This is a genomic window from Pseudomonas sp. Pse79, from assembly GCF_024519615.1.
In the GTDB taxonomy this organism is placed as follows: domain Bacteria; phylum Pseudomonadota; class Gammaproteobacteria; order Pseudomonadales; family Pseudomonadaceae; genus Aquipseudomonas; species Aquipseudomonas veronii.
In genome coordinates this window covers 77,293-95,847 of sequence record NZ_JALJRR010000017.1, presented here as the reverse complement: position 1 = coordinate 95,847, position 18,555 = coordinate 77,293, and the positions used below count along the sequence as shown (strand labels likewise).

At 62.7% G+C, this 18,555-nt stretch carries 12 protein-coding genes; 5 read left to right on the top strand and 7 right to left on the bottom strand.

Translation table 11 applies throughout. The features are described 5' to 3' along the window. Positions 1–104: 104 nt before the first annotated feature. Positions 105–2,093, bottom strand: a complete 1,989-nt coding sequence (locus tag NR164_RS20925; protein ID WP_256823213.1) for an alpha-1,4-glucan--maltose-1-phosphate maltosyltransferase — start codon at positions 2,091–2,093, stop codon at positions 105–107. A gap of 205 nt (positions 2,094–2,298) precedes the next feature. On the opposite strand from NR164_RS20925, the gene NR164_RS20920 reads away from it, so the two are divergent. The 5 genes from NR164_RS20920 (at position 2,299) to NR164_RS20900 (ending at position 6,357) form a co-directional block, all read left to right on the top strand. Further along, entirely contained in the window at positions 2,299–2,466 is a 168-nt protein-coding gene (locus NR164_RS20920; protein WP_164887046.1) for a hypothetical protein, read from the top strand. 13 nt (positions 2,467–2,479) lie between these two features. Beyond that, entirely contained in the window at positions 2,480–2,719 is a 240-nt protein-coding gene (locus NR164_RS20915) for a DUF3203 family protein (protein ID WP_017848445.1), read from the top strand. 184 nt (positions 2,720–2,903) lie between these two features. Beyond that, positions 2,904–4,319 (top strand): cytochrome c oxidase accessory protein CcoG, encoded by a 1,416-nt coding sequence (ccoG, locus tag NR164_RS20910; protein WP_046383199.1) that lies wholly within the window; start codon positions 2,904–2,906, stop codon positions 4,317–4,319. 94 nt (positions 4,320–4,413) lie between these two features. Then, the gene (mapR, locus tag NR164_RS20905; RefSeq protein WP_017848443.1) at positions 4,414–5,823 is read left to right on the top strand and encodes a GntR family transcriptional regulator MpaR; all 1,410 of its coding nucleotides are present in this window, start codon (positions 4,414–4,416) and stop codon (positions 5,821–5,823) included. Between the two features lie 69 nt (positions 5,824–5,892). Beyond that, positions 5,893–6,357 (top strand): hypothetical protein, encoded by a 465-nt coding sequence (locus tag NR164_RS20900; RefSeq protein ID WP_226940717.1) that lies wholly within the window; start codon positions 5,893–5,895, stop codon positions 6,355–6,357. A gap of 12 nt (positions 6,358–6,369) precedes the next feature. Here the strand turns inward: NR164_RS20900 and NR164_RS20895 are convergent, their stop codons facing one another. The 6 genes from NR164_RS20895 to NR164_RS20870 all read right to left on the bottom strand — a co-directional run bounded on the left by NR164_RS20895 (position 6,370) and on the right by NR164_RS20870 (position 18,386). Beyond that, the gene (locus NR164_RS20895; protein ID WP_046383198.1) at positions 6,370–7,116 is read right to left on the bottom strand and encodes an SDR family oxidoreductase; all 747 of its coding nucleotides are present in this window, start codon (positions 7,114–7,116) and stop codon (positions 6,370–6,372) included. Positions 7,117–7,170: 54 nt separating this feature from the next. Further along, the gene (locus NR164_RS20890; RefSeq protein ID WP_046383197.1) at positions 7,171–9,267 is read right to left on the bottom strand and encodes a bifunctional diguanylate cyclase/phosphodiesterase; all 2,097 of its coding nucleotides are present in this window, start codon (positions 9,265–9,267) and stop codon (positions 7,171–7,173) included. Positions 9,268–9,419: 152 nt separating this feature from the next. Beyond that, entirely contained in the window at positions 9,420–10,889 is a 1,470-nt protein-coding gene (locus NR164_RS20885; protein ID WP_017848439.1) for an efflux transporter outer membrane subunit, read from the bottom strand. Further along, positions 10,886–13,993 carry an efflux RND transporter permease subunit gene (locus NR164_RS20880; RefSeq protein WP_046383196.1) on the bottom strand — a complete coding sequence of 1,036 codons (3,108 nt, stop codon included), beginning with the start codon at positions 13,991–13,993 and terminating at the stop codon, positions 10,886–10,888. Before NR164_RS20880 ends, NR164_RS20885 begins: the two co-directional genes overlap by 4 nt. Further along, positions 13,990–17,091, bottom strand: coding sequence for an MdtB/MuxB family multidrug efflux RND transporter permease subunit (locus NR164_RS20875; RefSeq protein ID WP_046483653.1), 3,102 nt, complete (start codon positions 17,089–17,091; stop codon positions 13,990–13,992). The genes NR164_RS20880 and NR164_RS20875 overlap by 4 nt, the downstream gene beginning before the upstream one ends. Then, positions 17,088–18,386 carry an MdtA/MuxA family multidrug efflux RND transporter periplasmic adaptor subunit gene (locus NR164_RS20870; RefSeq protein ID WP_169882006.1) on the bottom strand — a complete coding sequence of 433 codons (1,299 nt, stop codon included), beginning with the start codon at positions 18,384–18,386 and terminating at the stop codon, positions 17,088–17,090. Before NR164_RS20870 ends, NR164_RS20875 begins: the two co-directional genes overlap by 4 nt. Positions 18,387–18,555: the final 169 nt, after the last annotated feature.

The window sequence follows — 18,555 nt, the reverse complement described above, 5'->3', positions numbered from 1 at the left end:
GGGTCGATGTGCGGGGGCTTGCGCCCGATAGCGGCAGGACAGTCACTTGATCCATAGGCTGGCATAGCGCTTTCGGGAGCAAGCCCCCGCCCACATGTCGATCCTTAGTACGTGGTAATGCGCCAGATCCCGAACGGCATCTGCGGCTCCAGCCGCATCCATTGGGTCTTGCCGTACCACGTCCAGCGATGGCCGTTCATCAAATCTTCGCCCTGGGTGTGGGCGTCGTCCGGCAGGCCCAGCTCCCACAGCGGCAATTCGAATTGCGCTTCCTGGGCATTGAATGGGTCGAGGTTGACCGCCACCAGGATGAAATTGCTGCCGTCTTCGCTGCGCTTGCCGAAGTACAGGATGTTCTCGTTCCAGGCGTTGTAGAGCGTCAGCCCCAGATGCGTGTGCAATGCCGGGTTTTGCCGGCGGATGCGGTTGAGTTGGGCGATCTCGGCGATGATGTTGCCGGGTGCGGTGAAGTCCCGCGGGCGGATCTCGTATTTTTCCGAGTCCTGGTACTCTTCCTTGCCCGGTACCGGCGCGGCTTCGCACAGTTCGAAGCCGGAATACATGCCCCACAACCCCGAGCCCATGCTCGCCAGCGCGGCGCGGATCAAGAAACCCGGGCGCCCGGACTCATGCAGGAACGCGGGGTTGATGTCCGGGGTGTTGACGAAGAAGTTCGGCCGGTAGCACTCGCGCCAGGGCGACTCGTTCAATTGCGCCAGGTACTCGCTCAGCTCGGCCTTGGTGTTGCGCCAGGTGAAATAGGTGTAGCTCTGGGAGTAACCGACCTTGCCCAGGCGCGCCATCATCGCCGGTGTGGTGAATGCTTCGGCGAGGAAGATCACCTCCGGGTACTTGGACCGCACATCGCTGATCAGCCATTGCCAGAATGGCAGCGGCTTGGTGTGAGGGTTATCGACGCGGAATGTCTTCACGCCCTCCTCGACCCAAGCGAGCACGATGTCACGCAGTTCGATCCACAGGCTGGGGATCGCATCGGCGGCGTAGAAATCGACGTTGACGATGTCCTGGTACTTTTTCGGCGGGTTTTCCGCGTATTTGATCGTGCCGTCCGGGCGCCAGTTGAACCAGCCCGGGTGCTGCTTGAGCCAAGGGTGGTCCTGGGAGCACTGAATGGCGAAGTCCAGGGCGACTTCCAGGCCATGGTCGGCGGCGGCCTTGACCAGGCGCCGAAAATCGTCGCGGCTGCCCAGTTGCGGATGAATCGCGTCGTGGCCGCCCTCCTCGCTGCCGATCGCGTAGGGGCTGCCCGGATCGTGCTGCTCGGCCCTCAAGGCATTGTTTTTGCCTTTACGGTGGCTGCGGCCGATGGGGTGGATCGGCGGGAAGTACAGCACGTCGAACCCCATGTCATGGATCATCGACAGCCGCGAATGCACGTCGAGGAACGTACCGTGACGCGCTGGATGGTCGGTGATAGAGCGCGGAAACAGCTCATACCAACTGGCAAACTGCGCACGCTCGCGCTCCACGTCGAGCGGGTACGCGGGACTGATGCTCAAATAGGCGCGGTGATCGGCCCGGGTCATCAGGTACGCACTGTCTTCGTGCAGGAACAGCGCAACCTGCTCGGTTTCCAGCAGGCCGGAGAGCTCGTGGTGCAAGCGCATCAGGCGCTCGCGCAGCTCACTGTCACTGCGCTCGGCGGCCAGCAGCACCAGGCTGCGGCCTTCCTGCAACTCAAGGCTGACCGGCACGCCAGCCTCATGTTTCTTGCGCAGTTCGTAGCAGAAGCTGGCAAAGGTATCGATCCAGGCTTCGATGCAATATTCATGGGGCCCTTGGGCGGTGACGGTAAACGCGCCCTCCCAACCGTCGTTGCCGATATCGGCCATGACCTCGCTGTGCCAGCTTTCATCGTGCAAGGCGCGCCAGCGGATCAGCACCGCAAGCGTGTCGTGGCCGTCGGCGAACACCTTGCTGGTGACATTGATGCGTTGGCCCACCACGGCCTTGACCGCAAATTCGCCGCCGTCGATCACCGGCATGGTGCTTTCAATCGCTATGCGAGGCAGCAATAACGCCTGGGACAGCGGCAATACACAATCGTCTGGAGTCAGTGTTTCAGCAGTCATCGAGCATCTTCCCCTTACGCCCTGTGGACGCTCTTTGCTTGATCCGAATTCTGATACGGCACCGCTCTCCCTGAGCAGGGCCACATAAGGTCCGAGCCCGGGGCCGGGTGAAAAGTTCAGGTGGATGTGCCGCCATCGACGGGGGGAATCAATTCCCCCGGGCGGCTGTCCACCGATAGAGCAAAGCACAAAGGAGGCCACACCGATGAATATCCCGATTCCCGCGCAAACGCCCGATCCGAATATCGACAAGCCGACCCTGCCGCCCACCGAACCGGCTGCGCCTCCTGAGGAGGAACCGCCGCAAGACCCGCCCGTGCGGGTGGAGGAACCCTCAGCCCAATGCTATCCCCTCACCATCACCAGACGATGACAAGGAGTTCACCATGCCTGTACGTATCGAAAACCAGATCTGCTACTTCACGGTCGATGACAACGGCCAGGAACAAAGCCTGCCGGCGTCCCAGGTCACCGTCAGTACCGACAGCGAAAAATCCATGTCTTTTGTGGCGCTGAACGACGACCGGATCTACATCACCGAGGTCGAGGCCGACGCGCTGACCGTCGCCGGCGCCCAGGATGGGCGCAAACACCTGAAGGCCAGCGACAGTGATTCGGTGATTTGATTGATCTGTATCAGCACACGCTGAATCGAGCTGCGCCCCAGGCGCCACGGGGTGCAGCACATTGTCGCAGCAGGGCCTTTGCAGCGCATCTGATCCGCTTTTTATCGCCACACCTGAGTCTGTTATGCAAACAGCACGACGAGCATAGTTCACCGGCCTGATGGAGGCTGATGAGCAAACGACCATGAGCGAAATGATCCCCGTCCGAACCGTGGAAATCCACGAGCCTGCGCACCCGAAGAAGGTGACGGCCAAATCCAGCGATAACCAGATCCATACCCGTAGCTTCACCGGCCTGTACCGCACCTTGCGCGTGGCTGGTGCAGGCTTTCTGTTCCTGGCGTTTTTCGGCACGGTGTGGCTGAACTGGGGCGGTCGCCAGGCCGTACTGTGGGACCTGGCCGAAAGCAAGTTCCACATATTCGGCGCCACGTTCTGGCCGCAGGACTTCATCCTGCTGTCGGCGCTGTTGATCATCTGCGCCTTCGGCCTGTTTGCGATCACCGTGTTCGCCGGCCGGGTGTGGTGCGGCTACACCTGCCCGCAAAGCTCGTTCACCTGGCTGTTCATGTGGTGCGAAAAAGTCACCGAAGGCGAGCGCAACCAGCGTATCAAGCTGCAAGCGGCACCCTGGAGCCTGAACAAACTGGCACGGCGCTCGGCCAAACATACGCTGTGGCTGAGTATCAGCGTGCTGACCGGGTTGACCTTTGTCGGTTACTTCACACCCATTCGCCCGCTGGCCAGCGAACTGCTGACCTGGCAGATGGGCGGCGTGAGCCTGTTCTGGGTGGTGTTTTTCACCGCCGCCACTTACCTCAACGCCGGCTGGCTGCGCGAAGCGGTATGCATGCACATGTGCCCATATGCGCGGTTCCAGAGCGTGATGTTCGACAAAGACACGCTGACCATCTCCTACGATGCGGCCCGTGGCGAACACCGCGGCCCGCGCAAGCGTGAAGCCAAACCGGCGGACGTCGGCCTCGGCGACTGCATCGATTGCCAATTGTGCGTGCAAGTGTGCCCCACCGGCATCGATATCCGCGACGGCCTGCAAATGGAATGCATCGGCTGCGCGGCGTGCATCGATGCCTGTGACTCGATCATGGACAAAATGGGTTACGCCCGCGGCCTGGTGAGCTACACCAGCGAACATCAACTGCAAGGCGGCAAGACCCACCTGCTCAGGCCACGCCTGATCGGCTACAGTGCGGTGCTGCTGGTGATGATCGCGGCGTTGGTCGTGGCACTGGTGCAGCGGCCGATGGTGTCGCTGGACGTGACCAAGGACCGCGGCATGTTCCGCGAAAACAGCCAGGGCCTGATCGAAAACATCTACAGCCTCAAGGTCATCAACAAGACCCAGCAACCCCAGGACTACCGCCTGGAACTGGTAGATGGCGAAGGCTTCCAGCTGCAAGGCAAGACCCAGATCAGCCTGGCCCCGGGGGAAATCAGCGACGTGCCGGTGTCGGTGGCGTTGCTGGCGGACAAGCCGGCGAGCAGTTCGCAGATCCTGCGCTTCAAGGTCACCGACGTCGACGAACCATGGGTCTACAGCGCTGCCGACAGCCGTTTCGTGGCACCGTTGAACCGCTGAGGGTTGGCCGGCATAAGAGATCAAATGTGGCAGCCGCTAAGCCGGCGGCCACATTTCGCCCTGCGTACATCTTGAGAAGATTAATTTGGCTACCATGAAACGCTACGAAAAATTCGCCGACGACATCGCAGAACTGATCCGCTCCGGCGTGCTCGGCCCTGGCCAGCGAGTGCCTTCGGTGCGCTATGCCAGCCAGACCTACGGCGTCAGCCCGTCCACGGTGTTCCAGGCGTACTACCTGCTGGAACGCCGCGGCCTGATCCGGGCACGACCGCGTTCCGGCTACTTCGTCAACACCCATGCACCCAGCCCGTTCTCCGAACCGGTGGTGAGTGAACACGTGCATGAGTCCACCGAAGTCGATGTGAGCGAATTGGTGTTCTCGGTGCTCGAGTCCATCAAAGACCCGAATACCGTGCCGTTCGGCTCGGCCTTCCCCAGCCCGATGCTGTTCCCGCTGCCCCGCCTGGCCCGCTCCCTGGCCAGCGCCGCCCGTGAGATGGACCCGCGCCTGGTGGTCACCGACATGTCGCCGGGCAACCCGCAACTGCGCCGGCAGATTGCCCTGCGTTATATGGTCGGCGGCCTGATGTTGCCGATGGAAGAGCTGCTGATCACCAACGGCGCCCTCGAAGCCCTGAACCTGTGCCTGCAGGCCGTCACCGAGCCGGGCGATCTGGTGGCCATTGAAGCGCCGGCGTTTTATGCCTGCCTGCAAGTGCTCGAACGCCTGAAACTCAAAGCGGTGGAAATCCCCGTGCATCCGCGTGACGGCATCGACCTCAACGCCCTGGCGCAAAGCCTGGAGCGCTACCCGATCAAAGCCTGTTGGACCATGACCAGTTTCCAGAACCCCATGGGCGCCACGCTGCCGGAAGCGAAGAAACAGGAATTGGTGGAGCTGCTGCGCCGCCATCAGGTGCCGTTGATCGAGGACGACGTCTACGCAGAGTTGTACTACGGACAACAGGCACCGAAACCCGCCAAGGCCTTCGACACCGAGGGCCTGGTGATGCACTGCGGCTCCTTCGCCAAGAGCCTCGCACCGGGTTATCGCATTGGCTGGGTGGCGGCCGGGCGCTATGCGCAGAAGGTCGAGCGTTTGAAGCTGATGACCTCGTTGTGCCCGTCGATGCCCGCCCAGGCGGCGATTGCCGACTACCTGCAACATGGCGGCTATGACCGGCACTTGCGCAAATTGCGCTACGCCCTGGAAGAACAGCAAAGCGCCATGCTTGCGGCCATTGCCCGGTATTTTCCGGCGCAGACGCGGGTCAGCCAGCCGGCCGGCGGGTATTTCCTCTGGCTGGAATTGCCGGAGCAGACGGATTCATTGAAGTTATTCCAGATGGCCTTGGCCCAGGGCATCAGTATCGCGCCGGGGCCGATTTTTTCGGCGACCCAGCGTTTCAGGAACTGTATCCGCTTGAACTACGGCAGCCCGTGGTCGGAAGCATCGGAAAAAGCGATGGAGACGTTGGGACGCATTGTGCGCTCGTTTTGACGCGGAACCAGATCGACGCACGTACCACACAGGACACTCACTATTCCTGGTTCGAACCAGAGGTTTCCTATGAGCGTTTCTGTCCCCCCAAGGCCTGCACCCCTGCCCATCCCGCCCAACTACATGCGTGCCGTCGAACAAAAGCAGGTTCGCGAGATGTATGCTCCGCTGGACCGACCGGCCGGCGACCTGCGCTCGGCACAGCAGATCATCGACCAGAGCCCGGTCATGACGCACTTCCTGCAAGGCCGCGACAGTTACGCGATCGCTGATGATCTTAAGCAGCAGGTCGGTGACTGGACCCCATCCAACGCAGACCCGGATGCGCGTGCTGACGCGGCTTACAACCTGGAAAAAGTGCTGCAGTTTCTCGACAACCTTGACGACCGCACCTTGAATGGCAGCCATGCCCGCAACGGGCGTATCGATGGGTTCTTCAACGACGGCTACAGCACCCTGGATAACTCCGAAGCCAGCCGGCTCAAGGCGTTTTCCTTTAAAGGCTATGAAGTGCTGCGCCATCTGCCGAGCTGAAGGCCGAGGGCCTCAACGACCGCCGCCCAGGTCGACGAACGTCCCGGTGGCATAGGACGCCTTGTCCGACAACAACCAGACAATCGCCTCCGCCACCTCGTCCGGCCGGCCGCCACGGGCCATGGGAATCCCGGACTCCAGCTTGCTGACCCGGTCCGGATCACCGCTCAGGGCATGGAAGTCGGTGTAGATATAGCCGGGGCGCACCGCGTTGACACGAATGCCCTCGCCCGCCACTTCCTTCGACAGCCCGATGGTAAAGCTGTCCAGCGCGCCCTTGGAGGCGGCGTAGTCGACATATTCACCCGGCGAACCGAGGCGCGCCGCCACCGACGACACATTGACGATGCTGCCGCCCTGCCCACCATGCCGGGGCGACATACGCAGCACCGCGTGCTTGGCGCACAGAATAGGGCCGAGCACGTTGGTCTTCATGATCTTCAGGATGCGGAACTCGGACATTTCATCAACACGGGATTTATGCCCCACGGTGCCGGCATTGTTGACCAGTGCCGTCACCCGCCCCAACTCGTTGTCAACACGATGGAACAGCGCGATCACCTCATCCTCGATGCTCACATCGGCGCGCACCGCAATGGCCTGGGCGCCCAGCGCACGGACCTGGTCGAGCACGCGATGAGCGGCCTCTTCGTCCGACTGGAAGTTGATGCAAATGCGATAGCCCTGGCGAGCCGCCAGCAATGCCGTCGCGGCGCCAATCCCACGACCGCCCCCGGTGATGATGAGGACTTTGTCCATGCCTACGCTCTCCTGAATCAACCAAATGTTTAGAGTTGGCCCCAAGAATACCCGTCAAGCACGCTGCTTGTCAGGCGCCAGCGCTGCTTGTGCCCGCAGGATGTCGGCCATGAAGCCATCCGCCGGTAACGGATGCCCGAGCAAATAGCCCTGCAACGCGTTGCACCCCAGGCGAGTGAGGAAGCTCTGCTGGACATCGGTTTCCACCCCTTCAGCGACAATCCGCAGCCCAAGGGCCTGGCCCAGGGCGACGATGGCCGAGACGATGGCGGCGTCGTCGCCGTCGTGTTCCAGGTCTCGCACAAAGCCACGGTCGATCTTCAGTTCGTTGGCCGGCAGGCGCTTGAGGTACATCAGGCTGGAATAGCCGGTGCCGAAGTCATCAATGGACAGATCGACCCCCATTTCCGACAGCTGCTGCAACACCGTCATGCTCGCATCGGCATCGCTCATGGCGGTGGTTTCGGTAATCTCCAGCGTCAGGCTGTTGGCCGGCAACTGGTGGCGATCCAACGCGGCGGCGACACTCTTGACCAGGCCGGCGTGGCAAAACTGCAACGCCGACAGGTTCACCGCGATTCGCCAGTCTTCATAACCCTGGGCGTACCACACGCGCATCTGACGGCAGGCTTCGTCGAGCACCCACTCGCCAATCGGAATGATCAGCCCGGTCTTTTCCGCCAGCTCGATAAAGGCCGCCGGCAGCAACAAGCCCTCTTGCGGATGCTCCCAGCGCAGCAAGGCTTCGGCGCCTATCGGGGCACCGCTGACGGCGTCGAACTTGGGCTGGTAGTACAAGCGGAACTGCTGCTGCTCGACTGCGTTGCGCAAGTCCTGCAACAACTGCAGTTGCTTGCGCGCGTTAGAGTTCATCGACACATCGAAGAAGCTGTAGCCATTCTTGCCCATGCCCTTGGCGTGGTACATCGCGGCGTCGGCGTTCATCAGCAGTTCCTGGGGCGTACTGCCGTTGCCCGGGAACATCGCGATACCGACACTGGCTGAAATTTTCAGCACGTGTTCGGCCACCTGGAACGCGCGATTGATCAGCACCACCTGGCGCTCAGCAAGGCCCAGGGCATCATTGGGCTGCGTCAGTTGCACCAGCAGCACAAACTCATCTCCGCCGATGCGCGCCAGGGTGTCCTGGCTGCGCAGATCTTCACGCAGGCGCTGGCTGACTTCGCGCAACAACTGGTCGCCCATGTGATGGCCGAAGGCATCGTTGACCGGCTTGAAGCCGTCCAGGTCGATAAACATCAGGGCCAGGCAACCGCCCTGCTCTTTCACCGCCTGCATGGCTTGCTGAATCCGGTCGGCGAGCAGGGTGCGATTGGGCAGGCCGGTCAGGGTGTCGTGCAGGGCCAGGTGGGTCAGTTCCTGATTGGCCAACGTCAGCGAGTCGGCCAGCACCGCGGTACGCGCCTCCAGGCGCGCGTCGAGCAACGACGTGAGCAGCGCGATAACCAGCACGGCCAGGCTGGTGACCAACACCAGGTTATCCAGGCCCTTGCCGCTCAAGCCGGTCAGCGCGGCGCCGCAGAAACTGTCGTCGGCAAAACGCGCCGCCGCCATGCCGGTGTAGTGCATGCCGACGATGGCCACGCCCATCACCACGGCGGCGCCACCGCGCGCCAGACGCACATAAGGCGTGTTGCGCCGCAGATTGAAGGCGATCCACAGTGCCGCGCCAGACGCCGCCACCGCGATCAGCAACGAGGCGCCAAACAACGCGGGGTCGTAATCGATGCCCGGCAGCATCCGCATCGCGGCCATGCCGGTGTAATGCATGCTGCTGATGCCGGCGCCCATGATCAGCGCGCCAAACCCCAGTTGCCACATAGGCAGGCGCTGCTGGCTGACCAGCCACAAGGCAAAACCGCAGGACAACACCGCGATCAACAGCGACAACGCGGTAATGTCCAGGTCAAAACCCAGGGCGAACGGCAGCCTGAGCGCCAACATGCCGATAAAGTGCATGGACCACACGCCCACGCCCATGGCCAATGCCCCGCCCAGCATCCACAAGTAGATGGCGCGACCCTTGGCCGTGGCGATGCGACCGGAGAGGTCGAGCGCGGTGTAGGAAGCAAGCACCGCGACGAACAGGGAGATCACGACCAGAGAGGGAGAATAACTACCGATGAGCATGGAACTTCTCGAGAGCGACGGGTTGTAAACACCCGCCCCGGGTGGCAAAGCCGCGGATTGTAGCGAGAATAATTATTGAACAGGCGATTAATTATAATAGGACCAGCACCGGCATTTTGAGGTCAATCTGCCCATTCAAAAAGGCCCGGACTTCACTCCTTTTCCGCCACTTGAGTCTGCCCATCCCAACCACCGCCCAACGCGGCGATCAGTTGCACACTGGCCACCAATCGCGTCTGCAGCAAGGTCAGCACAGTGCGTTCGTTACTCAGCGCCGTCGCCTGCACGGTGACCACATCCAGGTAAGCGATCAGCCCCGCTTTGTATTGGTTCTGGGTCAAGCGCAGCGATTCGCGAGCGGCCTCCAGGGCTTCGTTGCTGACCACGGCTTCGTCTTCCAGCACCTTGAGCTGGACCATGTAGTTTTCCACTTCGCGAAAACCATCCAGCACGGTCTGGCGGTACTTGGCCACGGTTTCATCGTAACTGGCCACGGTGCGGTCGACTTCCGCCGAGCGCTGGCCGCCGTCGAACAGGGTCATCGCCAGTTTCGGCCCGACCGACCAGAAGCGGTTCGGCAGGCTGATCCAGTCTGAATAGGTGCTGCTGGAATAACCGCCAGCCAGGCTCAGGCTCAGGTCCGGGTAATAGGCGGCCTTGGCCACGCCGATATTGGCGTTGGCGGCGATCACCGAGCGTTCGGCCGAGGCGATGTCCGGGCGCCGTTCGAGCAATTGCGACGGCAGGCTCACCGGAATCTGCGGCAAGGCCGGGATGTCCTTGCTCACGGCCAGGTTGAAGTTGGCCGGCGCCTCGCCGATCAACACGGCGATGGCGTTTTCCAGCTGGGCACGCTGCCAGATCAGGTCGATCAGGCTGGCCTGGGTGGACTTGAGCTGGGTTTGCGCCTGGGCCACGGCTTCCTTGCCGGAGACGCCGGCGCGGTATTGGTTTTCGGTCATTTGCAGGGAGCGCTGGTAGGTGTCCAGCGTGGCTTGCAGCAACCGGGTCTGCTCATCCATGACGCGCAGTTGCAGGTAGCTTTGCACCAACTCCGACTGCTGGCTCAAGCGCATAGCGGCCAGGTCCGCCGAGCTGGCTTCGGCGCTGGCCTCTTTGGCTTCCAGGCCCCGGCGCAACTTGCCCCAGACATCGGCTTCCCAGCTCACGCCCAACTGCGCGTTGAGGGTGTCGCGGATGCCGCTGCTGGAACTGCTGAGGCTGGCGTTGCTGCTGCCGGTGCCCTGGCTGGCGCGGGTTTTCCCGACGCTCAGGTCCACCGTCGGGTAAAACGCCCCACGGGAACTGCGCACCAGCGCCTGGGCCTGGCGGAAGCGCGCTTCGGCCTGGGCGACGGTCTGGTTGGCGTTGTTCAGCCGGACCACGAGGTCATTGAGCTGACGGTCGCCGTACAGCTCCCACCAGGCGCCACGGGCCAGCGCATCGCTCGGCGTGGCCTGGCGCCAGCCCTGGGCTTGCTTGAACTGCGCCGGCTCGATGACCTCCGGGCGCGTGTAGTCGGGGCCGACGGCGCAAGCGCTGAGCAACACCCCGCAGAGCACCAGGCTGGCGACGCGGGAACCACGGGGCATGGCCAATGTGGCGAAAATTGAATCGGTCATAGCGCAGTGTCCAGGGCAGCATCGGTACGCACGCCGCGCCAAGCATTGAAACGATGGCGCGCGCGGTCGAGATAAAGGTAAACCACCGGGGTGGTGTAAAGGGTCAGGATCTGGCTGAAGACCAGCCCGCCGATAATGGTCAGGCCCAGGGGCTGGCGCATTTCCGCACCTTCGGCCCTGCCGAGCAACAACGGCAAGGCACCGAGGATCGCCGCCAGCGTGGTCATCAGGATCGGCCGCAGACGCAACAGGCAGGCGCTGCGAATCGAATCCAGCGGGCTCAGGCCATCATTGCGCTCCAGTTGCAGCGCCAGGTCGATCATCAGGATCGCGTTTTTCTTCACCACCCCGATCAACAGGAACAAGCCGAGCAAGGAGATCAGGCTGAACTCGCCGCCCAGCAGGTAAATGGAGAGCAAGGCTCCGACGCCGGCCGACGGCAAGGTCGAGAGGATCGTCAGCGGGTGGATATAACTTTCATACAGAATACCCAACACCAGGTACACCGCCACCAGCGCGCCGAGAATCATGAACGGCTGGCCCTTCTGGGTCGCCGCAAAGGCATCGGCGGTGCCGGCCATCTTGGCGATGACGTCCTCCGGCAAGCCCACCTTGGCAATCGCCCGCTCGATGGCCGCAGTGCCCTGCTCCACCGTCACGCCGGGCGCTATGTCGAAGGCGATGTTTTCCGAGGCGAACTGGCCTTCGTGACTGACCCGGTCGTCCGCCAGGCTGTTCTCATAATGGGCAATGGTCGACAACGGCACCCGCGCGCCCGTGGAGGTGATCACCTGCATCTGGTTCAGGGTGATCGGGTCCTGGGCGTATTTCGGGTTGACCTCCATCACCACCTGATACTGGTTGAGGCTGTCATAGATCGTGGAGATCTGCCGCTGGCTGTAGGCGTTGTTCAGCACCGCGGTGACCATGTTCATGTCGATACCCAGGCGCTTGGCCTGGTCGCGGTCGACGACCAGCGTCACCTGGGCCGCGCCCCGGCCTTCGCGGGCGTCGATGGCGGTGAGTTCGGGCAACGCACGCAGTGCGGCCACGACCTTCGGGTACCACAGGCGCAGTGCAGACAGATCACCGCTTTGCAGGATGTAGGAATACTGCGCACTGGTCTGGTCACGCCCGCCACCGAATTGCAGGTCCTGGTCAGCCATCAGGAACAGCCGCCCGCCCGGCACCAGGGGCACGTTCTTGCGCAGACGCTCGATCACCGCCTGGGCGGAGACCTTGCGCTCGCTGATGGGTTTGAGTCGAACCAGCATCACCGCGTTGTTGGTGCCGCTGTTGCCGCCGATGAAACCGGCCACGCTGAGCACCGCCGGGTCTTGCAACACGGCCTTGCGGAAAATTTCCATCTTCGGCTGCATCACGCTGAACGACAGCCCGTCGTCGCCGCGCACAAAGCCGATCAATTGCCCGGTGTCCTGCTGGGGCATGAAGGTTTTCGGCACCACCACATACAGCGCGATATTCACCCCCACCGTGATCAGCAGGCTGAGCAAGGTCAGGCGCCGATGGCGCAGCACCCAGTCCAGGCTGGTGGCGTAGGCCGAGACCATGCGGTCGTTGACCTTCTGGCTCCAACGCTGCAAACCGGTCAGTTGGCCTTTGATATGAGGCTTGAGCCAACGCGCGCAGAGCATCGGCGTGAGGGTCAGCGAGACCACCAGCGACACGATGATCGCCGCCGACAAGGTGATGGAAAACTCACGGAACAGGCTGGTGACGATCCCGCCCATGAACAGGATGGACAGGAACACCGCCACCAGCGACACGTTCATCGACAGCAAGGTAAAGCCAACTTCCTTGGCGCCCAGGTACGCCGCCTTCATCGGCGGCACGCCCTCGTCGATATGCCGGGAAATGTTCTCCAGCACCACGATGGCATCGTCCACCACCAGGCCGGTGGCGAGGATCAGCGCCATCAGCGAGAAGTTGTTCAGCGAGAAACCGAACAGATACATCACCGCGAAGGTGCCGACCAGCGACACCGGCACCGCCAGGGTTGGAATCAGCGACGCACGGAAGTTACCGAGGAACAGGTAGACCACCAGGATCACCAGCCCTACGGCAATCAGCAAGGTCATCTCGGCCTCGTGCAGGGTGGCGGTGATCACCGGCGAGCGATCCATCGCCAGGCTCAGCTTGACGCTGGACGGCAGCACCGCCTGCAATGCCGGCAACTGCGCCTTGATCTGCCGGACGGTCTCGATGATGTTGGCTCCGGACTGGCGGTTGATCACCAGCAGCACCGCCGAATCGTTGTTGAAGAAGCCGCTGTTGTAGCGGTCTTCCACACCGTCGCTGATCTTCGCCACATCGCCCAGGCGCAGGGCCGCGCCGTTCTGGTAGCGGATCAGCAGCGGTTCATAGTCCTTGGCTTTTTCCAGCTGGTCGTTGGCCTGGATCTGCCAGTTGCGCTCGGCGTCTTCCAGGGAACCCTTGGGCCGACGCTGGTTGGCGTTGGCGATGGTGTTGCGCACATCGTCGAGGGCCACGCCGTACTGGTCGAGGGCCTTGGGTTCGAGTTCGATCCGCACCGCCGGCAGGGAACTGCCGCCGATCTGCACTTCACCCACGCCCGGCACCTGGGACAGGCTTTGCGACAGGATGGTCGACGCCAGGTCGTACAGCTGGCCCTTCTGCAATACGTCCGAGGTCAGCGACAGCACCATGATCGGCGCCTGCGACGGGTTGATCTTCTTGTAGGTCGGCATGCTGCGCATACCGCTGGGCAGCAGGTTGCGCGAAGCGTTGATCGCCGCCTGCACTTCCCGCGCCGCGCCGTTGATATCACGGTCGGAATCGAACGCCAGGATCACCCGCGTCGAACCCTGGCTCGACGAACTGCTCATGGTGGTAATACCGGCAATCGCGCCGAACGAGCGCTCCAGCGGCGTGGCCACAGTGGACGCCATCACCTCGGGGCTGGCGCCGGGCAGGCTGGCCGACACCACGATCACCGGGAAGTCGATCTGCGGCAGCGGCGACACCGGCAGCAGATTGAAGCTGACACCGCCCAGCAACATGATCGCCAGGCTCAACAGCATGGTCGCGACCGGGCGGCGAATGAAAGGTCCGGACAGGTTCATGACTCAACCGGCTCCAGGCGTTGCGGCTCTTTGCGCCAGCGCCGCCCCAGGCGATCGAAGTACAGGTAGATCACCGGCGTGGTGAACAGGGTCAATACCTGGCTCACCAGCAAACCGCCGACCATCACCAGGCCCAGCGGTTGACGCAGCTCAGCACCGGAACCGGTGGCCAGCATCAACGGCACCGCGCCGAACAGCGCGGCCAGGGTGGTCATCAGGATCGGCCGGAAGCGCAACAGCGCCGCCTGGTAGATCGCGGTCTGCGGGTCAAGGCCCTGGTTGCGTTCGGCGTCGAGGGCGAAGTCGATCATCATGATCGCGTTCTTCTTGACGATACCGATCAGCAAAATGATGCCGATGATCGCGATCATGCCCAGGTCATTGCCGCTGAGCAGCAACGCCAGCAACGCCCCCACCGCCGCCGAAGGCAGGGTCGAGAGGATGGTGACCGGGTGGATGTAGCTCTCGTAGAGCACGCCGAGCACGATGTACATGGTGACCACCGCCGCCAGGATCAGCAGCAAGGTGCTCGACAGCGAGGCTTCGAACGCCTGGGCCGCGCCCTGGAACTGGGTCTGCACGCCGACCGGCATGCCGATGTCTTTCTGGGTCTGGTTGATCAACTCCACGCCCTTGCCCAGCGCGACGCCAGGGGCCAGGTTGAACGACATCATCACCGCCGGGAACTGGCCGATATGCGCAATCGCCAACTGCGCCTGGCGCTGTTCCACATGGGCCAGGCTCGACAGCCGCACCTGGCCGCCGTCGGTGGTCTTGACGTGGATCTGGTTCAGCGCATCCGGCCCCAGGGTCTCGCCCGACTGGGCCTGCAACACCACGCGATATTGGCTGGCCTGGGTGTAGATGGTGGAAATCTGCCGCTGACCGAAGGCGTCGTACAGCGCATCGGTGATGGTCGACACGTTGACGCCCAGGCGCGAGGCCGCATCGCGGTCGATCACCAGGTACACCTGCAGGCCCTTGTCCTGCAGGTCGCTGGCGACGTCGGTGAGCTGCGGCAACTGGCTCAAGGCATGGACCAGCTTTTCGCTCCACAACGCCAGCAGTTCGGCATCGGGTGACGACATGCTGAACTGGTACTGGGTGCGGCTGACGCGGTCTTCGATGGTCAGATCCTGCACCGGCTGCATGTACAGGCGGATGCCCACCAGTTTGTCGATTTCAGGCTGCAGGCGGGTGATCACCTGGGCCGCGCTCAAGTTCCGCTGCCCATGGGCCTTGAGGTTGATCAGCAAGCGACCGCTGTTGAGGGTGGCGTTGTCGCCATCCACACCGATGTAGGACGACAGGCTTTCCACCGCCGGGTCGGCCAGGATGATCTTCGCCAGCTCCTGCTGGCGCTGGCTCATGGCCGCGAAGGAAATCGACTGCGGCGCCTCGGAAATGCCCTGGATCACCCCGGTGTCCTGCACCGGGAAAAAGCCCTTGGGCACCACCAGGTACAGCACCACGGTGAGGCCCAGGGTGGCGATGGCCACCAGCAACGTCAGCGGCTGGTGCTTGAGCACCCACTGCAACTTGCGCCCGTAGGCCGCGATCAACCAATCGATCCAGGCGCCGCTGGCCTTGTAGAAACGGCTCTGTTCTGCTTCCTCGGGCTCACGCTTGAGCAGGCGCGCGCACATCATCGGCGTCAGGGTCAGGGACACCACCAGGGAAATCAGGATCGCCACCGCCAGGGTGATGGCGAACTCGCGGAACAGGCGCCCGACCACATCGCCCATGAACAGCAACGGAATCAATACGGCGATCAGCGACAGGGTCAGGGAAATCAGGGTGAAGCCGATCTGTTTGGCGCCCTTGAGCGCGGCGGCCAGCGGGGTTTCACCTTCCTCGATATAACGCGAGATGTTCTCCAGCATCACGATCGCATCGTCGACCACGAAGCCAGTGGCGATGGTCAGGGCCATCAGCGTCAGGTTGTTGATCGAGAAACCCGCCAGGTACATCACGCCAAAGGTGCCCACCAGTGACAGTGGCACGGCGATCGACGGGATGATCGTCGCGCTGACGCGGCGCAGGAACAGGAAGGTCACCATCACCACCAGGGCAATCGCGATCAGCAATTCGTGCTGCACGTCGGTGACCGAGGCGCGGATGGTCTGGGTACGGTCGGTCAGCACCGTCACATCCAGGCCGGCCGGCAGGTTATCGGTGATGCTCGGCAGCAGGGCCTTGATACGGTCGACTACCTCGATCACGTTGGCACCGGGCTGGCGCTGGATATTCAGCAGCACGGCCTGGTTTTCGTTGGCCCAGGCGGCGAGGCGTTCGTTTTCGGCGCCGTCGACGATCTGCGCGACGTCCTTCAGACGCAGCGGCGCGCCATTTTTGTAGGCCAGGATCAGTTCGGCGTATTGCTGCGGCGACACCAGTTGGTCGTTGGCGTCGAGCATCGACACGCGGGTCGGCCCGTCGAAGTTGCCCTTGGGCTGGTTGACGTTGGACGCGGTAATCAGCGTGCGTACATCCGACAGGTTCAAGCCGTTGGCCGCCAGGGCCTCGGGGTTGACCTTGATACGCACGGCCTGGCGCTGGCCACCGGCAATGCTGACCATGCCGACGCCGCTGATCTGCGCGATCTTTTGCGCCATGCGCGTGTCGACCAGGTCATTGAGCTTGGGCAGCAGCATGGTCTTGGAGGTAATCGCCAGGGTCAGCACCGGGGTATCCGCCGGGTTGACCTTGTTGTACACCGGCGGCGCCGGCAAGTCCTTGGGCAGCAGGTTGGTCGCGGCGTTGATCGCGGCCTGCACCTGTTGCTCGGCGACATCCATATTGATGTCGAGGTTGAAGCGCAGGGTCAGCACCGAGGCCCCGCCGGAGCTGGTGGAGGCCATCTGGGTCAAGCCGGGCATTTGCCCGAACTGGCGCTCCAGGGGCGCGGTGACTGCGCTGGTCATCACATCCGGGCTGGCGCCAGGGTACAGGGTCATCACCCGGATGGTCGGGTAGTCCACCTGGGGCAAGGCCGAGACCGGCAACAAGCGGTACGAGATGATCCCTGCCAGGACAATCGCCAGCATGCTCAGCGTGGTAGCGACCGGGCGAAGGATAAACAGCCGCGACAGGTTCATGAAGCGACCTTTTGCGCCTTGCCGGCGTCAGCGCCGGTCTCCCCTTTGGCCGCGGGCTTGCCTTGCAGGTGCTCGGTCGGCGTGGTCGGGACTTGGCTGCTGTCGTTGACCACTTCGACTTCACTGCCGTCCTTCAGGCGGTCGGTGCCTTCCAGCACCACGCGATCGCCGGCGACCAGGCCTTGCTTGATCACGGTATTGTCGCCGTCGCTATCGCCGACCACCAGGGGCTGGACCTTGACCTTCTTGTCGCCGTCGAGCTTGTAGACAAAGGTGCCGGCGTTGCCGAACTGGATGGCGGCGGACGGTGCCAGTACGACGTTGTGCAGGGTGTCGGCGAGCAGATGCACGTTGACGAACTGATTGGGGAACAGCGCCTGGTCTTTGTTATCGAAGCGCGCCTTGAACTTCAAGGTGCCGGTGGTGACGTCGATCTGGTTATCCAGGCTCTGCAGCACGCCGGTGGCTTGGCGCTTGGCGTCGCCGCGGTCCCAGGCTTCCACCGGCAGCTTGTTGCCGGCGTGGTAACGGGCGAGCACGGTTTCCAGGCTGTTCTCCGGCAGAGTGAAGGCCACGCTGATCGGCTGGGTCTGAGTGATCACCGCCAGCGCCGTGGTGTCGTTGGCGGCCACCAGGTTACCGACGTCGAGCTGACGCAGGCCGACGCGCCCGGTGATCGGCGCGCGGATCTTGGTGAATTCGAGGTTGAGCTTGGCGTCGTCGACCGCGCCCTGGTTGGTCTTGACCGTGCCCTGGTATTGCAGGACCAGCGCTTCGGCGGTGTCCAGGGTTTGCTTGGCGATACTGTCCTGGGCATACAAGCCGCGATAACGCTCGACATCGACCTGGGCGTTTTTCAACTGGGCCTGGTTCTGCATCAGCGTGCCCTGGGCCTGGAGCAAGGCGTTCTGGTAACTGCGCGGGTCGATTTCCGCCAGCAGGTCGCCGGCCTTGACCATCTGCCCTTCTTCAAAGGCGATCTTCACCAACTCGCCGCCCACCCGGCTGCGTACATTAATAGTGTTGAGCGCGGTGACCGTCCCCAATGCCTTGTAGTACACCGGGAACTCCCCCAGCACCGCCGGCGCCACGCGCACCGGCACCGGGCCGGTGGAGCCGCCGAAACCAGGGCGCGCCATGCCCGTTTTACCGGTGCGGCCGGCTGGCGCTTCTGGATGGGGCGCGCCGGTGGGCCAGAATTTCCAGCACAGGCCGGCGATAACCAGCAGCACGAGCAGGCCGAACAGCCAGCGACGGGAGTTGCGGGGGGAGGATTGCATGGAGTGATCAACCATTGGGCGCGAGGGCTTCTTCTTTGGGAGGCTGAAAGATAAGCACTGGGGCGCGTTAAGAAAAGCGCCTTTACCGGCTATTTACCTTGGGCTTACAACTTTTAACTTTTGAGCTTAGTCCACCGGCTATTTCGCTAAACATCTGACCAGCAAATAAAAACGGCCTGGACTA

Bases quoted from the DNA above. Each gene is read 5' to 3' on its own strand.
- NR164_RS20900 (WP_226940717.1), top strand. From the start codon at position 5,893: ATGAGCGTTTCTGTCCCCCCAAGGCCTGCACCCCTGCCCATCCCGCCC.
- NR164_RS20885 (WP_017848439.1), bottom strand. From the start codon at position 10,889: ATGACCGATTCAATTTTCGCCACATTGGCCATGCCCCGTGGTTCCCGC.
- NR164_RS20925 (WP_256823213.1), bottom strand. From the start codon at position 2,093: ATGACTGCTGAAACACTGACTCCAGACGATTGTGTATTGCCGCTGTCC.
- NR164_RS20880 (WP_046383196.1), bottom strand. From the start codon at position 13,993: ATGAACCTGTCCGGACCTTTCATTCGCCGCCCGGTCGCGACCATGCTG.
- mapR (WP_017848443.1), top strand. From the start codon at position 4,414: ATGAAACGCTACGAAAAATTCGCCGACGACATCGCAGAACTGATCCGC.
- NR164_RS20890 (WP_046383197.1), bottom strand. From the start codon at position 9,267: ATGCTCATCGGTAGTTATTCTCCCTCTCTGGTCGTGATCTCCCTGTTC.
- ccoG (WP_046383199.1), top strand. From the start codon at position 2,904: ATGAGCGAAATGATCCCCGTCCGAACCGTGGAAATCCACGAGCCTGCG.
- NR164_RS20870 (WP_169882006.1), bottom strand. From the start codon at position 18,386: ATGGTTGATCACTCCATGCAATCCTCCCCCCGCAACTCCCGTCGCTGG.
- NR164_RS20895 (WP_046383198.1), bottom strand. From the start codon at position 7,116: ATGGACAAAGTCCTCATCATCACCGGGGGCGGTCGTGGGATTGGCGCC.
- NR164_RS20920 (WP_164887046.1), top strand. From the start codon at position 2,299: ATGAATATCCCGATTCCCGCGCAAACGCCCGATCCGAATATCGACAAG.
- NR164_RS20915 (WP_017848445.1), top strand. From the start codon at position 2,480: ATGCCTGTACGTATCGAAAACCAGATCTGCTACTTCACGGTCGATGAC.
- NR164_RS20875 (WP_046483653.1), bottom strand. From the start codon at position 17,091: ATGAACCTGTCGCGGCTGTTTATCCTTCGCCCGGTCGCTACCACGCTG.